Annotated in this window: 13 protein-coding genes and 1 pseudogene; 6 read left to right on the forward strand and 8 right to left on the reverse strand. The window is 67.8% G+C overall.

Features of this window, described 5'->3' with window-relative positions:
• The first annotated feature begins 135 nt into the window (after positions 1-135).
• Positions 136-2,519, forward strand: a pseudogene (locus tag KHF85_RS14405) (TonB-dependent receptor).
• 85 nt (positions 2,520-2,604) lie between these two features.
• Positions 2,605-4,755 (forward strand): phosphocholine-specific phospholipase C, encoded by a 2,151-nt coding sequence (locus KHF85_RS14410; protein WP_284567188.1) that lies wholly within the window; start codon positions 2,605-2,607, stop codon positions 4,753-4,755.
• Positions 4,756-4,839: 84 nt separating this feature from the next.
• Here KHF85_RS14410 and KHF85_RS14415 read toward each other — a convergent pair whose 3' ends face one another.
• Both KHF85_RS14415 and bla read right to left on the reverse strand, forming a co-directional pair.
• Positions 4,840-5,814, reverse strand: a complete 975-nt coding sequence (locus tag KHF85_RS14415) for an alpha/beta hydrolase (protein WP_284569561.1) — start codon at positions 5,812-5,814, stop codon at positions 4,840-4,842.
• A 183-nt stretch (positions 5,815-5,997) separates the two neighbouring features.
• Positions 5,998-6,888 (reverse strand): class A beta-lactamase, encoded by an 891-nt coding sequence (gene bla / locus KHF85_RS14420; protein WP_284567189.1) that lies wholly within the window; start codon positions 6,886-6,888, stop codon positions 5,998-6,000.
• Positions 6,889-6,986: 98 nt separating this feature from the next.
• On the opposite strand from bla, the gene ampR reads away from it, so the two are divergent.
• Together ampR and KHF85_RS14430 are read left to right on the forward strand one after the other, a co-directional pair.
• Entirely contained in the window at positions 6,987-7,865 is an 879-nt protein-coding gene (ampR, locus tag KHF85_RS14425; protein WP_284567190.1) for a LysR family transcriptional regulator AmpR, read from the forward strand.
• A 210-nt stretch (positions 7,866-8,075) separates the two neighbouring features.
• Positions 8,076-8,366, forward strand: coding sequence for a hypothetical protein (locus KHF85_RS14430; RefSeq protein WP_284567191.1), 291 nt, complete (start codon positions 8,076-8,078; stop codon positions 8,364-8,366).
• A gap of 151 nt (positions 8,367-8,517) precedes the next feature.
• Here KHF85_RS14430 and KHF85_RS14435 read toward each other — a convergent pair whose 3' ends face one another.
• Positions 8,518-9,027, reverse strand: coding sequence for a YcxB family protein (locus tag KHF85_RS14435; RefSeq protein WP_284567192.1), 510 nt, complete (start codon positions 9,025-9,027; stop codon positions 8,518-8,520).
• A gap of 76 nt (positions 9,028-9,103) precedes the next feature.
• Entirely contained in the window at positions 9,104-10,960 is a 1,857-nt protein-coding gene (locus KHF85_RS14440; RefSeq protein ID WP_284567193.1) for an ABC-F family ATP-binding cassette domain-containing protein, read from the reverse strand.
• A 287-nt stretch (positions 10,961-11,247) separates the two neighbouring features.
• Here KHF85_RS14440 and KHF85_RS14445 point away from each other — a divergent pair, with 287 nt between their 5' ends.
• On the forward strand, positions 11,248-13,638 hold the full coding sequence (locus KHF85_RS14445) for a TonB-dependent receptor plug domain-containing protein (protein WP_284567194.1): 2,391 nt from the start codon (positions 11,248-11,250) through the stop codon (positions 13,636-13,638).
• 236 nt (positions 13,639-13,874) lie between these two features.
• Complete coding sequence (locus KHF85_RS14450; RefSeq protein WP_284567195.1) at positions 13,875-16,259, forward strand: TonB-dependent receptor plug domain-containing protein; 2,385 nt, start codon at positions 13,875-13,877, stop codon at positions 16,257-16,259.
• Positions 16,260-16,493: 234 nt separating this feature from the next.
• On the opposite strand, the gene KHF85_RS14455 is transcribed toward KHF85_RS14450, so the two are convergent.
• From KHF85_RS14455 to KHF85_RS14470, 4 genes are all read right to left on the reverse strand, one after another.
• Entirely contained in the window at positions 16,494-18,860 is a 2,367-nt protein-coding gene (locus tag KHF85_RS14455) for a hypothetical protein (RefSeq protein ID WP_409976710.1), read from the reverse strand.
• 296 nt (positions 18,861-19,156) lie between these two features.
• The gene (locus KHF85_RS14460) at positions 19,157-20,011 is read right to left on the reverse strand and encodes a hypothetical protein (RefSeq protein ID WP_284567197.1); all 855 of its coding nucleotides are present in this window, start codon (positions 20,009-20,011) and stop codon (positions 19,157-19,159) included.
• A 68-nt stretch (positions 20,012-20,079) separates the two neighbouring features.
• Positions 20,080-21,264 carry a hypothetical protein gene (locus KHF85_RS14465; protein WP_284567198.1) on the reverse strand — a complete coding sequence of 395 codons (1,185 nt, stop codon included), beginning with the start codon at positions 21,262-21,264 and terminating at the stop codon, positions 20,080-20,082.
• A gap of 76 nt (positions 21,265-21,340) precedes the next feature.
• Positions 21,341-21,880, reverse strand: a complete 540-nt coding sequence (locus KHF85_RS14470) for a hypothetical protein (RefSeq protein WP_284567199.1) — start codon at positions 21,878-21,880, stop codon at positions 21,341-21,343.
• Between the last annotated feature and the right edge of the window lie 28 nt (positions 21,881-21,908).

Below are 21,908 nucleotides of genomic sequence, written 5' to 3' on the forward strand. Positions count from 1 at the left end.
CGCCGCGCGTACGCGCGCTGCGCATGCCGTGTTTCGGATGCGCCCCCAAGTGGCGCCTGCCGCAAACAGGCGGTCACACACACGCAATCATCTGTCGACACCATCACAACCCCCACATACAAGCGTTCACTTTTGATGAATTTTCCGAAAAGCTTCCGTACTCCGCGGCGCACGACCCTCGCCCTGCTACTGTCGGCGATGGTCGCCCATGCCCAGGCCGCCGAAGACGCCGACGCTCCCGCGGCAAACGCCGGCGCGCAGGTTTCCACGCTGGATCAGGTGCAGGTCGTCGGCCAGGCCACCACCTACGCCAAGACCAGCGTCAGCAAGGAGATGCTGGACCGCCAGTTCGCGATGGGCAGCGTCAACGACGCGCTCAACGAGCTGCCCGGGGTGATCGTGACCGAGGCCGATGCGTTCGGCTCCTCCGACTGGGGCACGCAGATCAGCATGCGCGGCTTCGTCAGCAACCGCGATACGCAGCAGATCGGTACCACCATCGACGGCCTGCCCAACGGCGGCTCGGCCTACGGCGGCGGCTCCAAGGCCAACCGCTTCATCGACACGCTGGATCTGGAAACGGTCGAAGTCAGCCAGGGCACGGCCGACATCGCGTCGCGCTCCAACGAAGCGCTGGGTGGCACGCTCAACTACCTGACCGGCGAACCGCTCGACGCGCAGCGCGTGCGCATGGCGGTGGGCATCGGCGACAACGAGGCGCGCAAGTACTACGCCCGCTACGACACCGGCCTGATCGGCACCAGCAAGGCCTGGCTCAGCGCCTCGCACAGCAGCAACACCGACTGGATCGACGGCAGCGGCCACACCACCCGCGATCATCTCGCCGGCAAGTTCGACAGCGACCTGGGCGCGTGGAAGCTCAGCGGCTACCTGTCCTACGACGACGCCGACGAATCCGAGTACAGCAGCGTCACCCCCGAGCAGTTCGCGCGCGATCCCGAGCACGACCTGCTGACCGGCACCCTCACCGGCATTCCGTATCTGGACCAGAACTACCGTTCCGGCTCGCGCGCGCTGCGCAAGAACACCTTCGGCTACCTGCGCGGCGCGTTCGACGGCGGCAACGGCTTCAAGGCCACGCTCGCAGGCTACGCGCATCGCATGGAAGGCCGCGGCGACTGGATCCCGCCATACCTGGTGAACGTCACCAACGACGGCAGCGGCAAGCCCGAATCCGAATACACCGGCGGACACACCGTGTACGGCGGCAGCGACCTGGGCGAGATCTACTTCGTCACTCCCACCGGCGCGGCGGCGACGATGCTGGCCGACTGCAGCGGCAGCGCCACACTGCCGGCCAAGTCGGATCCGGCCTGCTATCCGGCCGGTTCGCAGGCGGTGCAGTCCTACCGCCACAGCCACTATGACAACCACCGCGCCGGCGTCACCGCCGACGCCGAATGGCGCACCGACCTGGGCGCGATCGACAACACCGTGCGCAGCGGCGTGTGGCTGGAAAAATACCAGCGCAGCGTCACCCGCGACTGGCACCGCTTGCTCAACGTCGGCACCAACATCGCCTTCGACCACGTGCCGTACTGGGTGCAGTTCAAGGACCACTACGACACCGACGAGCGCATGTACTACGTGGAAGACGTGATGCGCTACGGCGACTTCGCCTGGCGCGTGGGCGTCAAGCAGTTCTTCGTCGACCAGACCCGCGACCGCCGCATCGGCGACAGCGAACACGTCGAATCGGATTCGCATTCCGATCCGCTGGTCTCCGCCGGCCTGACCTGGACCACCCCGGTGCAGGGCCTGGAAGCCTTCGCCGGCTACTCGCAGAACTTCGCTGCGATCCCCTCGGGCGTGCTCGGCGAGACCGATCCGGTGGTGCTGAGCCTGGTCAAGCCGGAGACCGCCGACAACATCGAGCTGGGCCTGCGCATGAGCCGCTGGCCGCTGACCGGCAGCGTCACCGTGTACGACATCCGCTTCGACAACCGCATCGTCTACGTGCCGAAAAACTTCGTCAGCGGCATCGACTACATCGGCCAGACCGACGGCGTCTACGAGAACTTCGGCGGCGTGCATGCGCGCGGCGTGGAAGCGGCGCTGGGCTACGCTGGGACAACGGTTGGCGGGTCAACGGCGCCTACACCTTCAACAAGGCGACCTACCTGGGCAGCGGCGACGCCGACCGCGACAAGGCACTTGAGATCGCCCAGGGTTCACAGGTCATCGGCCAGCCGCGCAACACCCTGGTGGCCTCGGCCGACTGGCAGGGCCAGGCCTGGGCGTTCGGCATCTCCGGGCGCTACCTCGGCAAGCGTTACCTGGATGCGTCCAACCGCAACAGCCTGGACGGCGTGACCACCTTCGACGCGCACCTGGGCCTGAGCCTGTCGCAGCTGACTACGCAACTGCAGGGCATGAAGCTGGACCTCAACGTCAGCAACCTCACCGACAAGCGTTATCTGGAAGGCGTGGACGGCAGCGACAGCGCGTTCATCGCCGCACCGCGCACGGTCGGCCTGACCCTGACGCTGGATCTGTAATCGCGCAGCCCGCATGCTGCGTCCTCGCCGGCGGCCTGGCGCCGCCGGCGAGCCCTTTTCGTCTCGTCCTGACGGTGCCCGCGCCATGACCGATCTTCCCCGCCGTCGCCTGCTCCAGGCCGGCGTCGCCGGCGCCGCCGCCGCGCTGTTGCCGCCCAGCATCGCCCGCGCCGCCGCGATCGCCCCGGACGTGCGCAGCGGCACCCTGCAGGACCTGCAACACGTGGTGATCCTGATGCAGGAGAACCGCGCCTTCGACCATTACTTCGGCAGCTTCGCCGGCGCGCGCGGCTTCGGCGACCGCTTCCCGATCCCGGCGCCGCCGTTGCCCGGCATCGCCCCGCGCAACGTCTGGCTGCAACCCAGCGAGGACGGCAGCCGCCTGCTGACCCCGTTCCCGCTGCAGACAGCGCGCGACTTCCGCACGATGCGCGTGCAGGGCACGCCACACACCTGGCCCGACGCGCAGCAGGCCTGGGACCACGGTCGCATGGGCCGCTGGGCCGCCGCAAAGCACGACCACGCGCTGGCGCACTTCGAACGCGGCGACCTGCCGTTCCAGTTCGCGCTGGCCGAGGCCTTCACCCTGTGCGACGCCTACCATTGCGCGATCCAGGCCGGCACCAATCCCAACCGCGTGTTCCTGTGGACCGGACAGAACGATCCGCAGGCGCGCGCCGGCGGGCCGGTGATCGCCAACTCGCACGACAACTTTCCCGAACTGGGCGGGCATGCCGACGACTACCGTTGGCACAGCTACGTCGAGGCGTTGCAGCAGGCAGGCGTGTCCTGGCAGATCTACCAGGACATGGCCGACAACTTCACCGACAACCCGCTGGCCGGCTTCGCCCCGTTCCGCGCCGCCTGGCGCGGCGCACCCGGGCACGATGCGCAGCTGCGCGAACGCGGGGTCGGCACGCGTACGCTGGCGCAGCTGCGCGAGGACGTGCTTGGCGCACGGCTGCCGGCGGTGAGTTTCATCATCGCCGACGCCGCCGGCAGCGAGCATCCCATTCCGTCCAGCCCCGCGCAGGGCGCGGCCTACACCGCGCGCGTGCTGGATGCATTGACCGCCGATCCGAAGGTCTGGTCGCGCACCGCGCTGCTGCTGATGTTCGACGAGAACGACGGCTTCTTCGACCACGTGCCGCCGCCGGCGCCGCCCTCGCCCGATCCCGCCGCGGCCGGTGGCTGGGCCGGCGCATCCACGGTGAACACCGACGGCGAATACCACCTGCACCCGGCGCCGGGCGACGAGAAGGCCGATCCGCCCGAACTGCGCGGCCGGCCCTACGGGCTCGGTCCGCGGGTGCCGATGTACGTGATCTCGCCGTGGAGCCGCGGCGGCTGGATCGATTCGCAGGTCTACGATCACACCTCGGTGTTGCGCCTGCTGGAACGCCGCTTCGGCGTCACCGCCAGCGGGCTGACGCCGTGGCGCCGCGCGGTCTGCGGCGACCTGGTGGATGCCTTCGATTTCCGCCAGGCCGATACGCGCCCGTTCTTCGCTGCGCTGCCCGACGTCAGCGCCGCCGCCGCGCGCGCGGCCGCCTTGCACGAGCTCGCGCTGCCGCCACTGCCGGACACCGTGCAAGCGCCGCGGCAAGCGTTCGGCGTGCGCCGCTCGCGCGCCTTGCCGTATCGCCCGACGGTACAACGACTGCACATGGACGCACGCGGCGACGTGCAGCTGCGGATGGGCAATGCCGGCGCGGCCGCGGTGCTGCACGTCTACGACCGCTACGATCTGGCTGCGATTCCGCGGCGCTACACGCTCGGCGCCGGCGCCACGCTGGACGCCACCTGGACCGCCCATGACGGCCGCTACGACCTGTGGCTGCTCGGCCCCAACGGCTTCCACCGCCATTACCGCGGCGACCTCGACGCACCACCGCTGCACGCCGAGATCACCCAGGACGCGCACGATCCGCAAGCCTTGTGCCTGCTGCTGCGCAACCCAGGCAACAACACGCTGCGCGTGGAACTGCAGCCCGGCGCCTATGCGCAGGCGCAACCGCACGACAGCGTGACCCTGGCGCCCGGCACCGAACAGCGGCGCAGTTGGAGCGCGGCGCCGAGCGGCGGCTGGTACGACCTGTGGGTGATCCAGGACGGCGCGCGCCAGCGCCTGGCCGGGCGCGTGGAAACCGGCAAACCCGGCGTCAGCGATCCGGCGATGGGCGGGCCGGCGCGGTTGTACCAGGACGACCCGATCGTGATCGGCGCGCTCGGCTGAGCGACCCGCCTTGCGCAGCGCAATGGAGGCGCGCAAGGCGGGATGTTGCGTGTGGAGCATGCCCCGCCAGCAGCGCAGCGGCGCTCAGTGCGCCGCAACCGCGTCCAGCACGCCGATGGTCCCCAGCCACGTCTCCACCAACCTTGGCCATTGCGCGATCGGCAACGTGCTCGGCCGCAGTCCGAACGCATGGCCGCCCTGCGCGTAAAGATGCAGTTCCGTCGGCACGCCGGCCTGTTTCAGCGCGACGTAGTAAGCCAGCGACTGCGTCACCCCATCCACCGCGTCGTCCTCGGCCTGCAGCAGGAACGTCGGCGGCGTGTCGGCGGTCACGGTGATGTCCGGCCGCATCTGCAGATGGGTCGGATCGCGCTTGGCGCGATCCTCATCCTCGTGCGCCCACAGATGGCCGGGATAGGCGGCGATGGCGAAGTCCGGGCGGCAACTTTGCGCATCCGCCGCGTCCACCGCCGGATACGTGCGCTTCGCGAAATGCGTGCTGGCCGCGGCCACCAGGTGCCCGCCCGCGGAAAACCCGATCACGCCGACCTTGTGCGGATCGATCCCCCACTCCGCCGCATGCAGGCGCACCAGTCCCAGCGTGCGCTGCGCGTCCTGCAGCGCGGTCTGTACCTTCGGATAGTAGCGGCCGCCGTTGACCCAGGTCGGCCCCGAGTTCGGTACGCGGTACTTCAGCAACACGCAGGTGATACCCCGCGACGTCAGCCAATCGCAGATCTCCGTGCCTTCCAGATCCATGGCCAGGACCTGATAGCCACCGCCGGGAAACACCACCACCGCCGCACCGCTGTTGCGGCCCGTGGGCGCATACACCGTCATCGTCGGCTGGCTGACATCGTTGGCCCTGGCCCACCAGGTGTGGCCTTCGCCGGGACCGACCGATTCCGGCTTCGGATGCGGCAACGCATTGGGAACCTTGCCAGGCCAGATCGGTACCTGCACATGGCCGGGCGATGGTTGCCAGATCTCCGCCTGCACCGGCGTGTGGGCGAGCACAAGTGCGGTGGCTGCGACTGCAAAAAGCAAAAGATTGCGCATTGTGGTGATCCAGTGGATGGCGAGGATGGAATGGGAATGGATGCGATGCGTGGAAAACGCGATGCCTTCGATACAGGCTGGGCAGCGCATGCGCCGACGCCTGAATGCCGTGATCTGCAATGCGCGTGCGGCTGCCGCGCCCCGCTGGGGATACACGATGGCGCGATGGCAGCGCCGCAACGCTCAATCCGCGAGCGTGTCCCGCACCGCGACCGCCACCGCCTTCAGTGCCGCATCGCGTGCCGCATCGTCGACCTTGGCACCATTGAGATAAGCAGTCAGCAGCAACGGCGTGCGCCGGCCCGGCGGCCACACGATGGCGATGTCGTTGCGGGTGTCGGTGCCGTTGCTGCCGGTCTTGTCGCCGATCTTCCAGCCAGGCGGCAGCCCGGCCCGCAGGCAAGCGTCGCCGGTACGGTTGTCGATCATCCACGCAGCCAGCTGCTCGCGCGAAGCCGGCTGCAACGCATCGCCGAGCAGCAGCGCGCGCAGGGTCGCGGCCATCGCCGCCGGCGTGGTGGTATCGCGCGGGTCGCCCGCGGCGAACCGGTTCATCTCCGGCTCGTGGCGGTCGGAGCGGGTCTGCGTATCGCCGAGCCCGCGCAGAAAGCGGGTCAACCCCGGAGGATCGCCGACCAGCGGGAACAGCAGGTTGGCCGCCGGGTTGTCGCTGTAGATCAGCGTCGCTCGGCACAACTCGGCCACGCTGAGCGCGCCGCCGACATGGCGTTCGGTGACCGGCGCGTGCGACAGCATGTCCGCGGCGCGGATCTGCACCGGTTGTCGCAAGCTCAGTTCGCCGCGGTCGACCCGCTGCAGCACCGCGGCCGCCAATACAAATTTGAAGGTGCTGCACATCGGGAAGCGCTCGTCCTGGCGCTGCCCGCCGAGCACTGCGCCGCTGCCGTCGAGCAGCGTCACCCCGAGCCGCCCGCCCGCGCGCCGCTCGATCCCGGCCAACCGCTGCGCCAGCGTCGGCGCCTGGTTTTTTGCTACTTTCGCGTCCACCGCCGCGACCGCCAGCGCGGCCGCCGCCAGCCCCATGCCGTGCAGGAATCGTCGTCTCGCCAGCATCGTCCACCTCCGTCGGAAGAGCCGATCATGCGCAGCTTGACCGCGGCCCACCAGCGAGGTTATTCAATCGCAATCATGAAAATGATTGATGCCTCGCCATGATCCGCCCGCAGCTGCCGCTGAATGCCCTGCGCGCCTTCGAGGCCGCCGCACGCCACCAGAACCTGACCCGCGCCGCCGCCGAGCTGTGCGTGACCCAGGCCGCGTTGAGCCACCAGATCAAGCAACTGGAAGCGCGCCTGGGCGTGGTCCTGTTCCAGCGCCTGCCGCGTGGCGTGGCCCTGACCGACGAGGGCCAGCGCCTGCACCCGGTGCTGACCGAGGCCTTCGACCGTATCGCCGCCACCCTGCAGCGCTTCGCCGGCGGCCGCTACCGCGAGACGCTGAGCATCGGCGTGGTCGGCACCTTCGCGGTGGGCTGGCTGCTGCCGCGGCTGGATGCCTTCCACGCCGCGCATGCGGACATCGAACTGCGCGTGCACACCCACAACAACCGGGTCGACCTGGCCGGCGAAGGCCTGGACCTGGCGATCCGCTTCGGCGACGGCGACTGGCAAGGCCAGTGCGCCACGCCGATCCTGGACGCGCCGTTCGCGCCGGTATGCGCGCCGGCGCTGGCGCGCTCGTTGCGCGTGCCGGCCGACCTGGGCGGCGTGCCGCTGCTGCGCTCCTACCGGCTGGACGAATGGCCGCGCTGGCTGCAGGCGGCCGGCGCGCCGGAAGTGGTCGCCAGCGGGCCGATCTGCGACTCGTCGCTGACCCTGGCCAGCGCCGCGGCGGCGGGCGCCGGCGTGGCCTTGCTGCCGCTGCGCCTGTTCGCGCAGGATCTGGACGCCGGACGCCTGCTGGCGCCGTTCCCGACCCGCATCGACGCCGGCCGCTACTGGCTCACCCGGCTGCGCTCGCGCGCGGAAAGCGAGGCCGGACGGCGCCTGCGCGAATGGCTGCTGGCCGAGCGACAGCACGCAGCAGACTGAAGATCCGCGGCCGCACTCGGCAACACCGGCCTGCGCGATCGCCCCCGCGCAAGCGCAGGCCAGCACGGCAGCAAACGATGCGAGCGCGCATCAAATGTAAAGAATTTGTGCACTGCCGCTTGGCGGCCATCCACACGCCGAACTACGATCAAGGCCGCAGTCGCAATGTGCGCCAGGGAAAGGCGATCACGGTCCTGGGGAGAACACGCAATGAACCGTTTCGGCATGGCCGCTGGTCCGGCCCTGGTTTCGCGCGACATCGTCCTGGCCGCCGCACTGGCCTGCCTGTGCGCACTGCACCTGGCCTATTTCCTGCGCAGCGGCGCGAGCGAATGGCACTGGGTGCTGAGCGCGGCCGGGCTGGCCTTGATGGGGATCAAGGCCAGCCTGCGGCCGACGCCGACGCCGCGCCCGTCGCTGCGCGGCCTGCGCTCGCGTACGCCGCTGGACTGGGCCGCCATCGCCGGCGGCCTGCTGGTGGTGGCCAGCGCCGCCGCCTGAGCGCGTCGGTGGCACGCCGGCAGCATGCCGGCTTGCGCGAAGTGGGCGCTGGCGTCGCCAGACGATCCGGCCCTGCCGCAGACGGACGCCCTGCATCCGACGCCAAGCTCATCGCTGTCCGCGTCGGTCCGCAGGCAGCTCCTTAGCCGCGCTACACGGTGCGGGCAGCGTCGGTTCCAACGCGCGCGGCCAGGCGCCCAAACGCCTCGCGCTGGGCGGCATCGACGAACCAGGAGGTGGGCACCAGATCGAACAGCATGTCGTTGTGATAGAGCAGCAACACCTGCGGGCTCTCGCGATAACGGATGAAATCGGTCCACAGACGGCGCGCCTGTCCACCCGACCACGCAACCTCCAAGCCATTCTCGTCCCAGGCATAGGTGAGAACATGCCGCAGCACCGCCTGTTGCGCATGCAGGCGCCGCACCTTGCGCGGCACGTTCCACCCGAACAGCAAGGCCATGCCGATCAGGCCACCGCCACCGATGCCGATCAGCAGCCCGCCGATCATGCTGACGGAATCGCGGGTGCCGACTACGAAAAGCGGCAACCCGACAAGCAACAGCAGCGCTGCCAACGTCAGCGCACGCCGCAGCCGGTGCCGTTGGTGCAGGCGTTGCGCGGCAAGATAGTCGTCCAGGCTGATGATGCCGCTGATCATGATTGTCGCCCTCCTTTGCTTGCGTGGCGCCACAGCTTGATGGCACCAGCGTGCGCGTTGCGGCCGCGCACGCCGCTTACGCGCCTTCGATCAATTCCATCCACGCCTGCTCGGCCTGCGCCAGCTGCTGCGCGGTGGCTTCGCGGTCGCGGCCCAGCACCGCCATCTTCTCGGCATCGGCGTAGTGCCTGGGATCGGCGAGCTGGCGGTCTAGATCGGCCAGTGCCGCTTCCAGCTCGCCGACGCGCTTTTCGGCGGCGGCCAGCTTGTGCGGGTTCGGCGGCTTCTTCGCCGGCAGCGGCTTGACTGGCGGCGGCGGGGTCGGCGCGACCTCGGCCATCTTCTGCTTGGTGCCCTGCGCGGCCGGACGGCTGCGCAGCCACGCCGCATAGTCGTCCAGGTCGCCGGCGAACGGCTCGACCACGCCGTCGGCCACGCGCCAGAAGGTATCGCAGACCAGGCCGATCAGGTGGCGGTCGTGCGAGACCATCACGATCGCGCCCTCGAAATCGCTCAGTGCCTCGGCCAGCGCCTCGCGCATCTCCAGGTCCAGGTGGTTGGTCGGCTCGTCGAGCAGCAGCACGTTGGGCTGCTGCCAGGCGATCAGCGACAGCGCCAGGCGCGCGCGCTCGCCGCCGGAGAAGCCATCCACCACTTCGAACGCGCGGTCGCCGGGGAAATTCCACTTGCCGAGGAAATCGCGGAACGCCTGGATCGACGCGTCCGGCGAAATCTCGCGGAAATGGTCGATCGGCGACTGCCCTTCGTGCAGCGACTCCACCGTGTGCTGGGCGAAGTAGCCGATGCGCAGGTCCGGATGCGCGCTGCGCTCGCAGCTGAGCAGCGGGATCTCGCCGACCAGGCTCTTGACCAGGGTCGACTTGCCGGCGCCGTTGGGACCGAGCAGGCCGATGCGGTCGCCCGCCTCCAGGCCGAACGCGGCCTGGCGCAGGATCACCTCGCTGCCATAGCCGCAGTCGGCATGGTTGAGCCGGATCAGCGAATGCGGAAGGCGGTTGGGCTGCGCGAACTCGATGCGGAACTCGCGCTCGGCGCGCACCGCCTCGGTGCCGGCCATCTTCGCCAGCCGCTTCATCCGGCTCTGCGCCTGGCTGGCCTTGCTGGCCTGCGCCTTGAAGCGGTCGATGAAGCTCTGCAGGTGGGCGCGCTCGGCCTGTTCCTTGTCGTGCGCGATCTGCTGCTGGCGCAGCTGCTCGGTGCGCTGGCGCTCGAAATCGGTGTAGCCGCCGACGTACAGCTTGGCGCCGCCGCCGTGCAGGTGCAGGGTGTGGGTGGCGACGTTGTCGAGGAACTCGCGGTCGTGGCTGATCAGCAGCAGCGTACCCGGGTACTTCAGCAGCCACTGCTCCAGCCACAGCACCGCGTCCATGTCCAGATGGTTGGTCGGCTCGTCGAGCAGCAGCAGGTCCGAGGGCATCATCAGCGCCCGCGCCAGGTTCAGCCGCACCCGCCAGCCGCCGGAGAAGTCCTTGACCGGGCGCGAATGGGTCGCCGCCGGGAAGCCCAGGCCGTGCAGCAGCTTGCCCGCGCGCGCGGTGCCGTCGTAGCCGCCGACCTCTTCCAGGCGCACGTGCGCCGCAGCCACCGCCTCCCAGTCCTCCGCGGCCAGCGCGGCGGCCTCGGCCTGCAGCGCCGCGGCCACCTCGGTGTCGCCGCCGAGCACGAAGTCCAGCGCCGGGTCCGGCAGCGACGGGGTTTCCTGGGCGACGCTGGCGGTACGCAGCCTGCCAGGCAGTTCCACATCGCCCTTGTCCGCCTCCAGCTCGCCGCGAATCGCCGCGAACAGGCTGGACTTGCCGGTACCGTTGCGCCCGACCACGCCGACGCGGTAGCCGGCATGCAGGGTCAGATCGACGTTGGACAACAGCAGCCGCTCGCCGCGGCGCATGGCGAAGTTTCTGAGGGAAATCACGGGAAGGGGGGCACTCGACGTTCGAGCCGGCAGTGTATCCGCTTCGTCCCGAATGGCCCACCCCGTCACAGGATCGCGGCATCGCTTCGTATACGAAAACATGGGTTCGGATTCGCCCAGACCCGCCATGCCCACCTGGGCACTGGCCGATTTTGTATACACACTTTGGTTAAAAACATATTTCAATCACACAGGGCTTATCGCTGCGCCGCAACACGCGGCCCCCCCCCCCCGGCCCTCAGACCCAAGCCATCCCCCCCCCCCCCAGCCAATGGAGTCTCCGTACGATGAAGCACCGCCCGCTCCCCCTGGTCAGCGCCATCCTGCTCGCCCTCGCCTCCGGCACCAGCTTCGCCCAACAGGACGATGCGCCCAAGACCCTGGACAACGTCATCGTCACCGGCACCCGCATCGCCGACCGCACGGTGGCCGAGTCGCAATCGCCGATCGACATCATCGCCCCCGAATCGCTGCAGGCGACCGGCGCCAGCGACCTGGGCAGCGCCCTGGGCAAGCTGCTGCCGTCGCTGAACTTCCCGCGCCCGGCGATCAACGACGGCAACGACGCGCTGCGCCCGGCGACCCTGCGCGGGCTGTCGCCCGACGCGGTGCTGGTGCTGGTGGACGGCAAGCGCTACCACACCACCTCGCTGGTCAACTACAACCCCGTGGTCGGCCGCGGCTCGGCGCCGGCGGACCTGAACTCGATCCCGATGTCGGCGATCGCGCGCATCGAGGTGCTGCGCGACGGCGCCTCCGCGCAGTACGGCTCCGATGCCATCGCCGGGGTGGTCAACATCGTGCTCAAGCACGGCGCCAAGCCCGGCAGCAATAGCGTCTCGGTCAACGGCGGCATCATGGACAAGGGCGACGGCGCGCAGAACGGCGTGGACGGCTCGTACGGGCTGGGCTTCGGCGGCGCCAAGGACGGCGAAGCGCCCGGCTGGGTGCGGCTGTCCTGGAACTACCAGAACGCGATGAACACCAACCGCGCCGAGAACACCGACAAGGCCACCACCCTGGCCGGCGCCGACAATCCCGGCGGCATTCCGTACGAGCGCTACGGCGACCCCGCGGTCAAGACCTACCAGGGCCTGCTCAGCTTCGGCTACGCGCTGACCCCGCGCATCGACCTGTACGGCTACACCAACTTCAGCCGCCGCGAGGTGCTGTCCAACGGCTACTACCGCGCCTGGGACAACAGCGACCGCAACGTGCAGGAGATCTACCCCAACGGCTTCCTGCCGCAGATCTACAACCCGTCCAACGACCGCGCCGCGGTGCTCGGCCTCAAGGGCAGCACCGACGGCGGCTGGAACTGGGACGTCTCCGCCGACTATGGCGAGAACGACGTGACCTTCAACCTGCTCAACACCATCAACACCAATCTGTACCGGACCACCGGCGCCTCGCCCACCCGCTTCAATGCCGGCGGCTTCCGCAACCGGCAGGGCGCGCTCAATGCAGACTTCAGCAAGTCCTTCGACTGGGGCCTGGCCTATCCGGTCAACCTCGCCTTCGGCGCCGAATACCGCCAGGACAAGTACGCCGTCAGCGCCGGCTCGCCGGACTCCTACTTCTTCGACCCGACCACGATCAACCCGGACACCGGCAGCGCCTACCCTGGCGGTTCGCAGGTGTTCCCGGGCCTGACGCCGGCGGTGGCCGGGGACTTCCAGCGGCACAGCAAGGCGGTCTATGCCGACCTGGAGACCGACCTGACCGAGAAACTCTCCGGCGGCCTGGCCGCGCGCTACGAGGACTACAGCGACGCCGGCTCCACCCGCTCCGGCAAACTGTCGGCACGCTACCAGCTCAACGACGCCTTCGCCCTGCGCGGCACCGTCTCCAACGGCTTCCGCGCACCGTCGCTGGCACAGCAGAACTACGCCTCGGTGGTGACCCTGCTGCAGAACGGGCAACTGACCCAGATCGGCACCTACCGCACCTCCGACCCGGTGGCCATCGCGCTGGGCGCCAAACCGCTGACCCCGGAAAAGTCCAGCAACTACAGCATCGGTGCGGTATGGCAGGCGGGCACCACGTTCAGTTCCACCCTGGACCTGTACCAGATCCGCATCTGGGACCAGATCCTGTATTCGGACCAGCTGTCGCTGGCCGAGCCGATCGGCCAGGTCACCGCGGTGCAGTTCTTCGTCAACGGCGCCACCACCCGCACCCGCGGTATCGACTGGGTGAGCAGCTACCTGCTCGATCTCGACCAGGCCGGCAAGCTCAACCTGAGCCTCAGCGCCAACTACAACAAGACCGAGATCCTGGAGGTCTCCGATCCCAACTTCCGGCGCGCCAGCCAGGGCCTGCTGACCGACGCCACCCCGCGCACCAAGTACGTGCTCAGCGCCGAATGGGACCGTGCCGGCTGGAGCGTGCGCGGCGACGCCACCCGCTACGGCGCGGTCACCCGCCGCGGCAACGAGGACGATGGCAGCCAGGACCAGACTTTCGCCGCGCGCTGGCTGTTGAATGTGTCCACCAGCTACACCTGGCGCGACCTCACCTTCAGCGTGGGCGTGGACAACCTGACCAACCAGTACCCGACCCGATCGGCGCTGAACAACGTCTACGAGGATCGCCCCAACGGCCTGCAGTACTCGTCGCTGTCCCCGTTCGGCTTCAACGGCCGCTACTGGTTCGGCCGGGTGAGCTACCGCTTCTAACCCAGCCGCCACTGCCGCACCCGGCACAGGCCGCCCCGCCAATGGCGTGGGCGGCCTGTGCCATTGGCGCCGGCGGCCCGGCCGCTTAGAACCGAAAAGCATAAGAACATGCCGAGGCATGCTGCGCTGCGGCGCGATTGTTAAAGAATAATAACGATCCCTGGGGGCAGGCCCGCGTGGCCGAGATCGCTTGACGACCGCCCCATCTGCCATTTTCGGCATCTGCTGGAGTTTCCATGAACCGTCCGTTGTCCCTGTTGGCGAGCGCCGTGCTTGCCGCCCTCGCCGCTCCTCCGGTCCTGGCCCAGTCCAGCACCGATACCCCGAGCACCCTCGACACCGTCATCGTCACCGGCACCCGGGTCAGCGACCGCACCGTGGCCGAGTCGCAATCGCCGATCGACATCATCAGCAGCGAAGCGCTGCAATCCACCGGCACCTCCGAACTGGCCACCGCGCTGTCGCGCGTGCTGCCCTCGCTGAACTTCCCGCGCCCGGCGTTGACCGACGGCACCAGCGGCATCCGCCCGGCGCAGTTGCGCGGGCTGTCGCCGGACCAGGCGCTGGTACTGGTCAACGGCAAGCGCCGCCACACTTCCGCGCAGATCAACGTCAACGGCAGCATCGGCCGCGGCGCCTCGGCGGTGGACATCAACGCGATCCCGATCGCGGCGATCGAGCGCGTGGAAGTGCTGCGCGACGGTGCCTCGGCGCAGTACGGCTCCGACGCCATCGCCGGGGTCATCAACATCGTGCTGAAGGGTTCGGGCAGCGGCGGCAGCCTGGCGATCGACCACGGCCAGTACTCGGCCGGCGACGGCGCCAAGTCGCAGCTCTCCGGCGACACCGGGATCGGCTTCGGCGACGGCCGCGGCAGCCTGCACGTGGCCGGGCAGATCAGCCAGCAGGACGCCACCAACCGCGCCGGCCCGTACCAGGGCAGCGCACCGAACACCGGCAACTATCCGGGCATCGGCGAGACCGCCTTCGTGTACGGCGACCCGCAGGTCGATGCGACCGCGGCCGCGGCCAACGGCGAGTTCCATTTCAGCGACCACGTCACCGGCTACGCCACCGCCATCGCCAGCAACCGCGACATCACCTCGTTCGCGTTCTACCGCTCGCGCAACCACAACGGGCAGAGCGCGTTGCTGGCGCAGACCTATCCCGACGGCTACGTGCCGCAGATCGGGCAGTCCTCCAAGGACCGCTCGCTGGTGGCCGGTCTCAAGGGCAGCACCGAAGGCGGCTTCGGCTGGGACGTGAGCTACAACTACGGCTACAACAAGATCGGCTTCAACACCCGCAACAGCATCAACTACAGCCTCGGCACCGACAGCCCGAGCAGTTTCTACGACGGTGCGCTGGAGTACACCCAGAACATCGTCAATGCCGACTTCACCCAGTCGCTGGAGTGGGGCCTGGCCTATCCGGTGACGCTGTCCTTCGGCGCCGAGTACCGCCAGGAAAAGTGGAACCAGTCGCCGGGCGAACTGGCGTCCTACACCGGCACCAGCGGCGGCGCGCAGGGCTTCGCCGGCTTCTCGCCGGCCAACGCGGTGCATGCGGACCGGCACAACTACGCGGTCTATGCCGGCCTGGAAGCCGACTTCACCGACAAATTCTCCGCCGGCCTCACCGGGCGCTACGAGGACTATTCGGACTTCGGCAGCAAGAGCTCGGGCAAGCTGTCGGCGCGCTACGCGTTCACCGACACGCTGGCGCTGCGCGGCACCGTGGCCAGCGGCTTCCGCGCCCCGTCGCTGGCGCAGCAGCAATACCAGGCGGTGACCAGCAGCTACATCAACGCCAACTTCTTCGAATCGGGCACCTTCCCGGTGGACAGCGCCGTGGCCCAGGCGCTGGGCGCCGCGCCGCTGAAGGCCGAGACCTCGCTGTCCTACAGCCTGGGCCTGGTGCTGCAGCCGGTCGAGCGCCTGTACCTGACCCTGGACGCGTACCAGATCAAGATCGACGACCGCATCCTGCTGTCCTCCAACCTCAACGACGCCGCGGTGCTGGCGCAGTTGCGCAGCCTGGGCTATTCCAACGTCACCAGCGTGCGCTACTTCAGCAATGCGGCCGACACCCGCACCCGCGGCGTGGACCTGGTCGGCACCTACACGATCCCGTTCGCGGCCAGTTCGCTGGACCTCACCGCCAGTTACGGCTACAGCAAGACCGAGATCACCCACGCGGTGGAGCAGCCGCAGGCGCTGGCGGCCATCGGCTCGACCCAGACCATCCTGGGCCGCGACGAGATCGGGCGCCTGGAGGACAGCTTCCCGAAGGACAAGATCATCCTCAGCGGCACCTGGAAGCTGCAGCACTGGGACCTCAACCTGGCCGCCACCCGCTACGGCGATTTCACCGTGCGCAACTCGGCCAGCGCCGCCCGCGACCAGACCTACGCCGCCAGCTGGGTGGTGGATGCCTCGGCCAGCTTCAAGCCCAGCGACAACTGGACCCTGACCCTGGGCGCGGACAATCTGCTGGACCAGTATCCGGACAAGACCGCCAACCTGATCAACGCCACCTACGGCGTGCTGCCCTACAGCAACTACTCGCCGTATGGTTTCAACGGCGCCTACGTGTATGGGCGGATCAACTACCGATGGTGATCGCGGCGTAAGAGATGCCCCTCTTCCGTTCGCGGGAGAGGGTTTCTCGGCGACTCCAGCGCTCGCCGATGCGCCCGGTTTGCGTTGGCTGCATGGCGCGATTCACCCGCATGCTCCCCTGCTACATTCGGGTCAGCTGTTGGGTCACACCCCTCGCTGGGGCAAGAACGTCTCGCTCCTTCTTGCGGCGCGCAGGCAACAACGGCAACACAGATTCGGGCAATACATGCAGGTTCAACCCATGACCGGCCCGCCCCTGCCGCCAGGCCCTTCCTGCTGCCGCTGCTGCGCCTCCAGCGCCACCTGTTGCTCGCGCTGTTGATTGAGCGACTGCACCTGCTGCACTGTTTCCTGCATCGGCGCGGCCGGCTGCGACACATCCATCGAGGTACGGAAGCCTGGCGTCGTGCCAGCTACCCACATGGTGTCCCCGGCCATCAGCACCCGATCGATCTTCCCCGCATCGTCGATCCCGGCCTGCTTGGCATGGAGCATCGCCTGCGCCACGTGGTCGTCGCCGATGTGCGCCGGCACCTCCTGACGAATGCGCGCGAACATCGCCTGATCGGCCGCCGACAGCGCGGCGATGCCCTGTGCCTGCTCGGCACTGCGTTCGGCCGGTGCCGCGTGGCCGACAAGGTGCGGCGAACGCAGCTGCGCCCACTGGCTGGCGTAGTCGTGCATCTCCACCGACTGCGCCTGGCGCGGATCGACGCTCACCATTTTCGGCGTATCGAAGGCACTGAAGCGCTGCAGCCCCTGTACCTGACCATCCGGCCCCATCGCCACGTTGGTGATGCGCAGTCCCTCGCGCTCGCCCTGCACCAGCAGCGCGGCCGCCACCTTCTCGCTATGCGGACCGGAGGCGATGCCACGACCGGCTTCCATGTAGTGCACTTCGCGCAAGGTCTTCGTGAACTCGGCGTGGCCGGGATGGGCGGGATCGCGCAGGTCCGTCGCCGCTTGCGTCGGAGCCGGCATTGACGCATGACCCGCATCGGTGTGGAGCGCGCGTTGGGCATCGGATGGAGGCCGCGACTCGCCAGGCCCCGTCATGGTCGAGGCCGGCGTAGCCGGCGCCGGCGGCTGCGCGTGGGGATGCGGCACGGCAGCACGGTGCGGTTGCGCGGGCGCATGCGCCGGCGCGTCATGCTGGAACCACTGCCCCGGATGGGCGAGCGTGTCGTAGGCCTGGCCAGCGGCGTGTGTGGCGGTGTCGATGCCGTGCGACACGGCCTGCTTGGTCGCATCGTAGCCCTGCGTGGCCGCATGTTCGGCGCGTTCGACACCTTGCGAGAACGCATGCCCGGCCGCGCCATAGGTGTGCATGGCGGCCTTTTCGGCATGCTCGATTCCCTGTGAGACGGTGTGCCTGGTGGCGTCCCACGTTTGCGTAGCGGCACGGTCGGCGCGATCCACACCTTCCGAGACCGCGTGCCTGGCCGCGCCATAGGTGTGCATGGCGGCGTTTTCGGCATGCTCGATGCGCTGAGAGACGGCGTGCTTGACGTCCTGGTACTTCTGCTCGGCGGCTTGCGCGCCAACCCGGGTGGCGTCATAGGTGTCGACGATGTGATTGACGGCATTGGCCGCGCCAGCCTGGAAGCCGGGGTCGTGGAGACGCCGCACCGCGGCCTCGGCGGCATCGTGCGCCCGCTGTTCCACAGTGCTTTTGGCCGATTGCAATCCATCGCCCACGAAGCGGCCGGCGGCATCGGCGGCCTGTCCATGCAGATGCGCCGCTTCGCCCGCCACGCCCCCGGCCAGCGGCGCCAAGGGGATGACGGGTGCGCCGTAGGCGCCGACCTCGCGCGCCGCCGACGCCATGCGTTCGTCCAGGTCGTGCGCGGCACGGCCAGTCGCGCGGGCGAAGCCGGCACCATAGAGCAGGCGGTGTTCGGCGCCCTGCACAGGCGCGTTGCGTTCGATGCCGTCGCGGATGGACGGGTCGGCATTCACCGCCAGGTATTCGTTCACCTGCCGCTGCACGTTCGGCGACAGGTGACCCTGGCCGCCGTGTCCGTGCATCTGGCGCAAGGACTCGGACAGTTCCGCGCGGGCGCGGGACACGTCGCTGCCGAACTGGTCGATAGCCGACTGATGCTGCGCGTAGCGTTGCGCCGCTTCCTGGAAGCGCTGGGGGTGCAGCACGTTGTCCGGACTCTTGCTATTGAAGTGCTGCTGCCCGCCGTGGTCGTCCAGCCGCATCGCGATCAACGCATTGGGCGGCGGCGCACCGGCCGGCGCATCCAGATAGCGGCCAGCGCGTAGACTCTGCACATCCTCCTGGCTGGCCAGCGACACCACCTCGCCGAGATGCGGGCTGGCCGCGCTCACCATGTCGCCGGCCATGCGGTAGTTGGTGAGTTGGCAGCCCGGTTGCGGGGGGCCGTCGATCAGATCCGCCGCACCGAAACCGTTGTAGGTGGCACCGCGCAGGCCGTACTTGGCCGCTTCGCGTTCCGCATGCGCGCCGCCCAGGGAGTGGCAGGCGGCAAACACCTGGCTCTTGGGGATGCCCTGCGCGGCCGCCTTGGCGATCATCTGCTCGGTGAAGGCATCGGCCGCGGCTTTTTGCGTGTTGACCGTGTCGCGCACCATCTTGGCATCGACGGCGATGTCCTGCAGCGTGGTGAGCGCGTGGCCGGTTTTTTCGGCCTTGCTTGCGCCGGAAAATAAGCCTGGGTCGGTGCCGCGGTAGGCGATGATGATGTTGTGCGGCGCCGCTAGACTCTTATATGCCGTCGCATGAAAACCTGTGGCCAGATCACCTGCATAGCCGAAAACTTGGTAGCGCTGCCCATCTAGATTCACTTCTTTCTTTTTCTCAATATCGCTTCGTGGGCGATTGGCATACGAGTCATTGGCTGCGTCGGCGAGTGCTTGATCGATGGGTTTCATGGAGTGACTTCCTTGACAGCGATGGTGACAGGGAAATAGGCATCAGGGTTCTGAAGCACTTCAGGGTCGGCAGGATCGAGATCTGGCGCACCATCTGAAACAAAAGACCTGTCCCCGTAAACACTCTTCTTGAAATATCTGGTCTCAGGGCCGTTGCGCAAGAGTTCTTCAGGCGAACCACTCCAAGCAAACCTTACCCCTTGCGCTATCGCGCTGACGCTCACGCTCGTAACATCCCAATGGCACACGCCCAGCTTGAAGTAATCCTCGTCTTGCAAAGCATCGCGATAGAAATACCCCTTCCAGCTGTGGTCGTCCACGCGCGTCATCGGAACATCGAGCCCGGTATTGGGCCGATGCTGCTCGCCAATGAACGCGATCATCGGAACGCATTTCGTATTGATGACGTCATATCCGATGTAGCCCCCTTCAAACGTATCCCACGGCCCTGGCGCATGCGAGGTGGCAATGACTTCGTAGCGCTTGACCGGATGCGGGTTCAGGTGACCGGTTGCGCCGTCGTTGCCCACATCGATGCCTTTCGAGCACCCCGCGGCGACAACGGCCATGGGCATGATGGCGGCAGCGGCCAGGTGGTGCAGTTTCATCGGGTCGTCCTCGGGCGGGTAAATCGCGGATGCGGCAGTAACGGATGGGGGTAGCGGCAGGTTTGGTTTGCGCCACGGCTTCACCGGCAATCCGCCCGGTGGCAGTGCGCCCAGCCTGGCGTGAACGTCCGCATTGATCAGAGCCACATCGCGCAGCAGCTGCGCATCGTGATGTGGATCGCGCACCGCGCGTGTGCGGGGGCGATAGGGGTTGTCGCTGTACTCGTTCTTGTCGCGGCTCATCGTGCGTTCCCTCTCCTTATTGTCTGGCCAAGTCTCCAACCTGCGCACGCGATATTACGCCAAGAACCCTATGCTGCCACGGTGTGACGTGTCCATGGGGCCGGCGAGGCCATGGCCAGCGGCGCCAGGGGGATGACGGGTGCGCCGTAGGCGCCGACCTCGCGCGCCGCCGACGCCATGCGTTCGTCCAGGTCATGCGCGGCACGGCCGGTCGCGTGGGCGAAGCCGGCACCATAGAGCAGGCCGTGTTCGGCGCCCTGCACAGGCGCGTTGCGTTCGATGCCGTCGCGGATGGACGGGTCGGCATTCACCGCCAGGTATTCGTTCACCTGCCGCTGCACGTTCGGCGACAGGTGATCCTGGCCGGTGTGTCCGTGCATCTGCCGCAAGGACTGCGCCAGCTCCGCGCGGGCGCGCGACACATCGCTGCCGAACTGGTCGATAGCCGACTGATGCTGCGCGTAGCGTTGCGCCGCTTCCTGGAAGCGCTGGGGGTGCAGCACGTTGTCCGGACTCTTGCTATTGAAGTGCTGCTGGCCGCCGTGGTCGCCCAGCCGCATCGCGATCAGCGCATTGGGCGGCGGCGCACCGGCCGGCGCATCCAGATAACGCCCCGCGCGCAGGCTCTGGATGTCCTCCTGACTGGCCAACGACACCACCTCGCCGAGATGCGGGCTGGCCGCGCTCACCACGTCGCCGGCCATGCGGTAGTTGGTGACGTGGAAACCCGGTTGCGGTGGACCATCGATCAGATCCGCCGCGCCGAAACCGTTGTAGGTGGCACCGCGCAGGCCGTACTTGGCCGCTTCGCGTTCCGCATGCGCGCCGCCCAGGGAGTGGCAGGCGGCAAACACCTGGCTCTTGGGGATGCCCTGCGCGGCCGCCTTGGCGATCATCTGCTCGGTGAAGGCATCGGCCGCGGCTTTTTGCGTGTTGACCGTGTCGCGCACCATCTTGGCATCGACGGCGATGTCCTGCAGCGTGGTGAGCGCGTGGCCGGCCTTTTCGGCCCTGGTTGCACCGGCGAATAAACCTGGGTCGGTGCCGCGGTAGGCGATAATGACGTTGTGTGGCTTATGGACACTCTGATATGCCGTTGCGTGAAAACCGGCAGCCAAGTCGCCTGTGTAGCCGAAGACTTGGTATTTTTCGCCATCAAAAGACACTTTTGTCTGTATTTTTATATCTCGTTGAGAGCGATTTCGGTATGCATCATTGGCCGCATCGGCGAGTGCTTGATCGATGGATTTCATGGCTTGGCTTCCTTGACAGCGATAGTGACTGGGAAATACGCATCTGGGTGTTGAAGCACTTCATCGTCTTCTGCGGTTAGGTCTTGAGCACCATATTTAACGAGAGACCGATCCCCATATGCACTTTTCTTGAAATAACTGATCTCGGGACTATCGCGCAGGAGTTCCTCAAACGCCCCCCGCCCGCCCCCCAACTGAACCGCACTCCTTGCGCTATCGCGCCAACGCCCACGCTCGTGACATCCCAATGGCACACTCCGAGCTTGAAATAATCCTCGTCCAGCATGGCATCGCGGTAGAAATACCCCTTCCAGGTGTGATCGTCCACGCGCTCCATGGGAACGTCCAGCCCGGTATTGGGCACGTGCTGCTCGCCAATGAACGGGATCATCGGAACGCATTTGGTGTTGATGACGTCGTAATGAACATAGGCCCCTTCAAACGTATCCCACGGCCCTGGCGCATGCGAGGTGGCAATGACTTCGTAGCGCTTGACCGGGTGCGGATTCAGATGACCGGTTGCGCCGTCGTTGCCCACATCGATACCTTTCGAGCACCCCACGGCGGCCACGGCCATGGGCATGATGGCGGCAGCGGCCAGGTGGTGCAGTTTCATCGGGTCGTCCTCGGGCGGGTAAATCGCG

It is taken from the genome of Xanthomonas graminis pv. graminis (assembly GCF_030168915.1).
In the GTDB taxonomy this organism is placed as follows: Bacteria; Pseudomonadota; Gammaproteobacteria; order Xanthomonadales; family Xanthomonadaceae; genus Xanthomonas_A; species Xanthomonas_A translucens.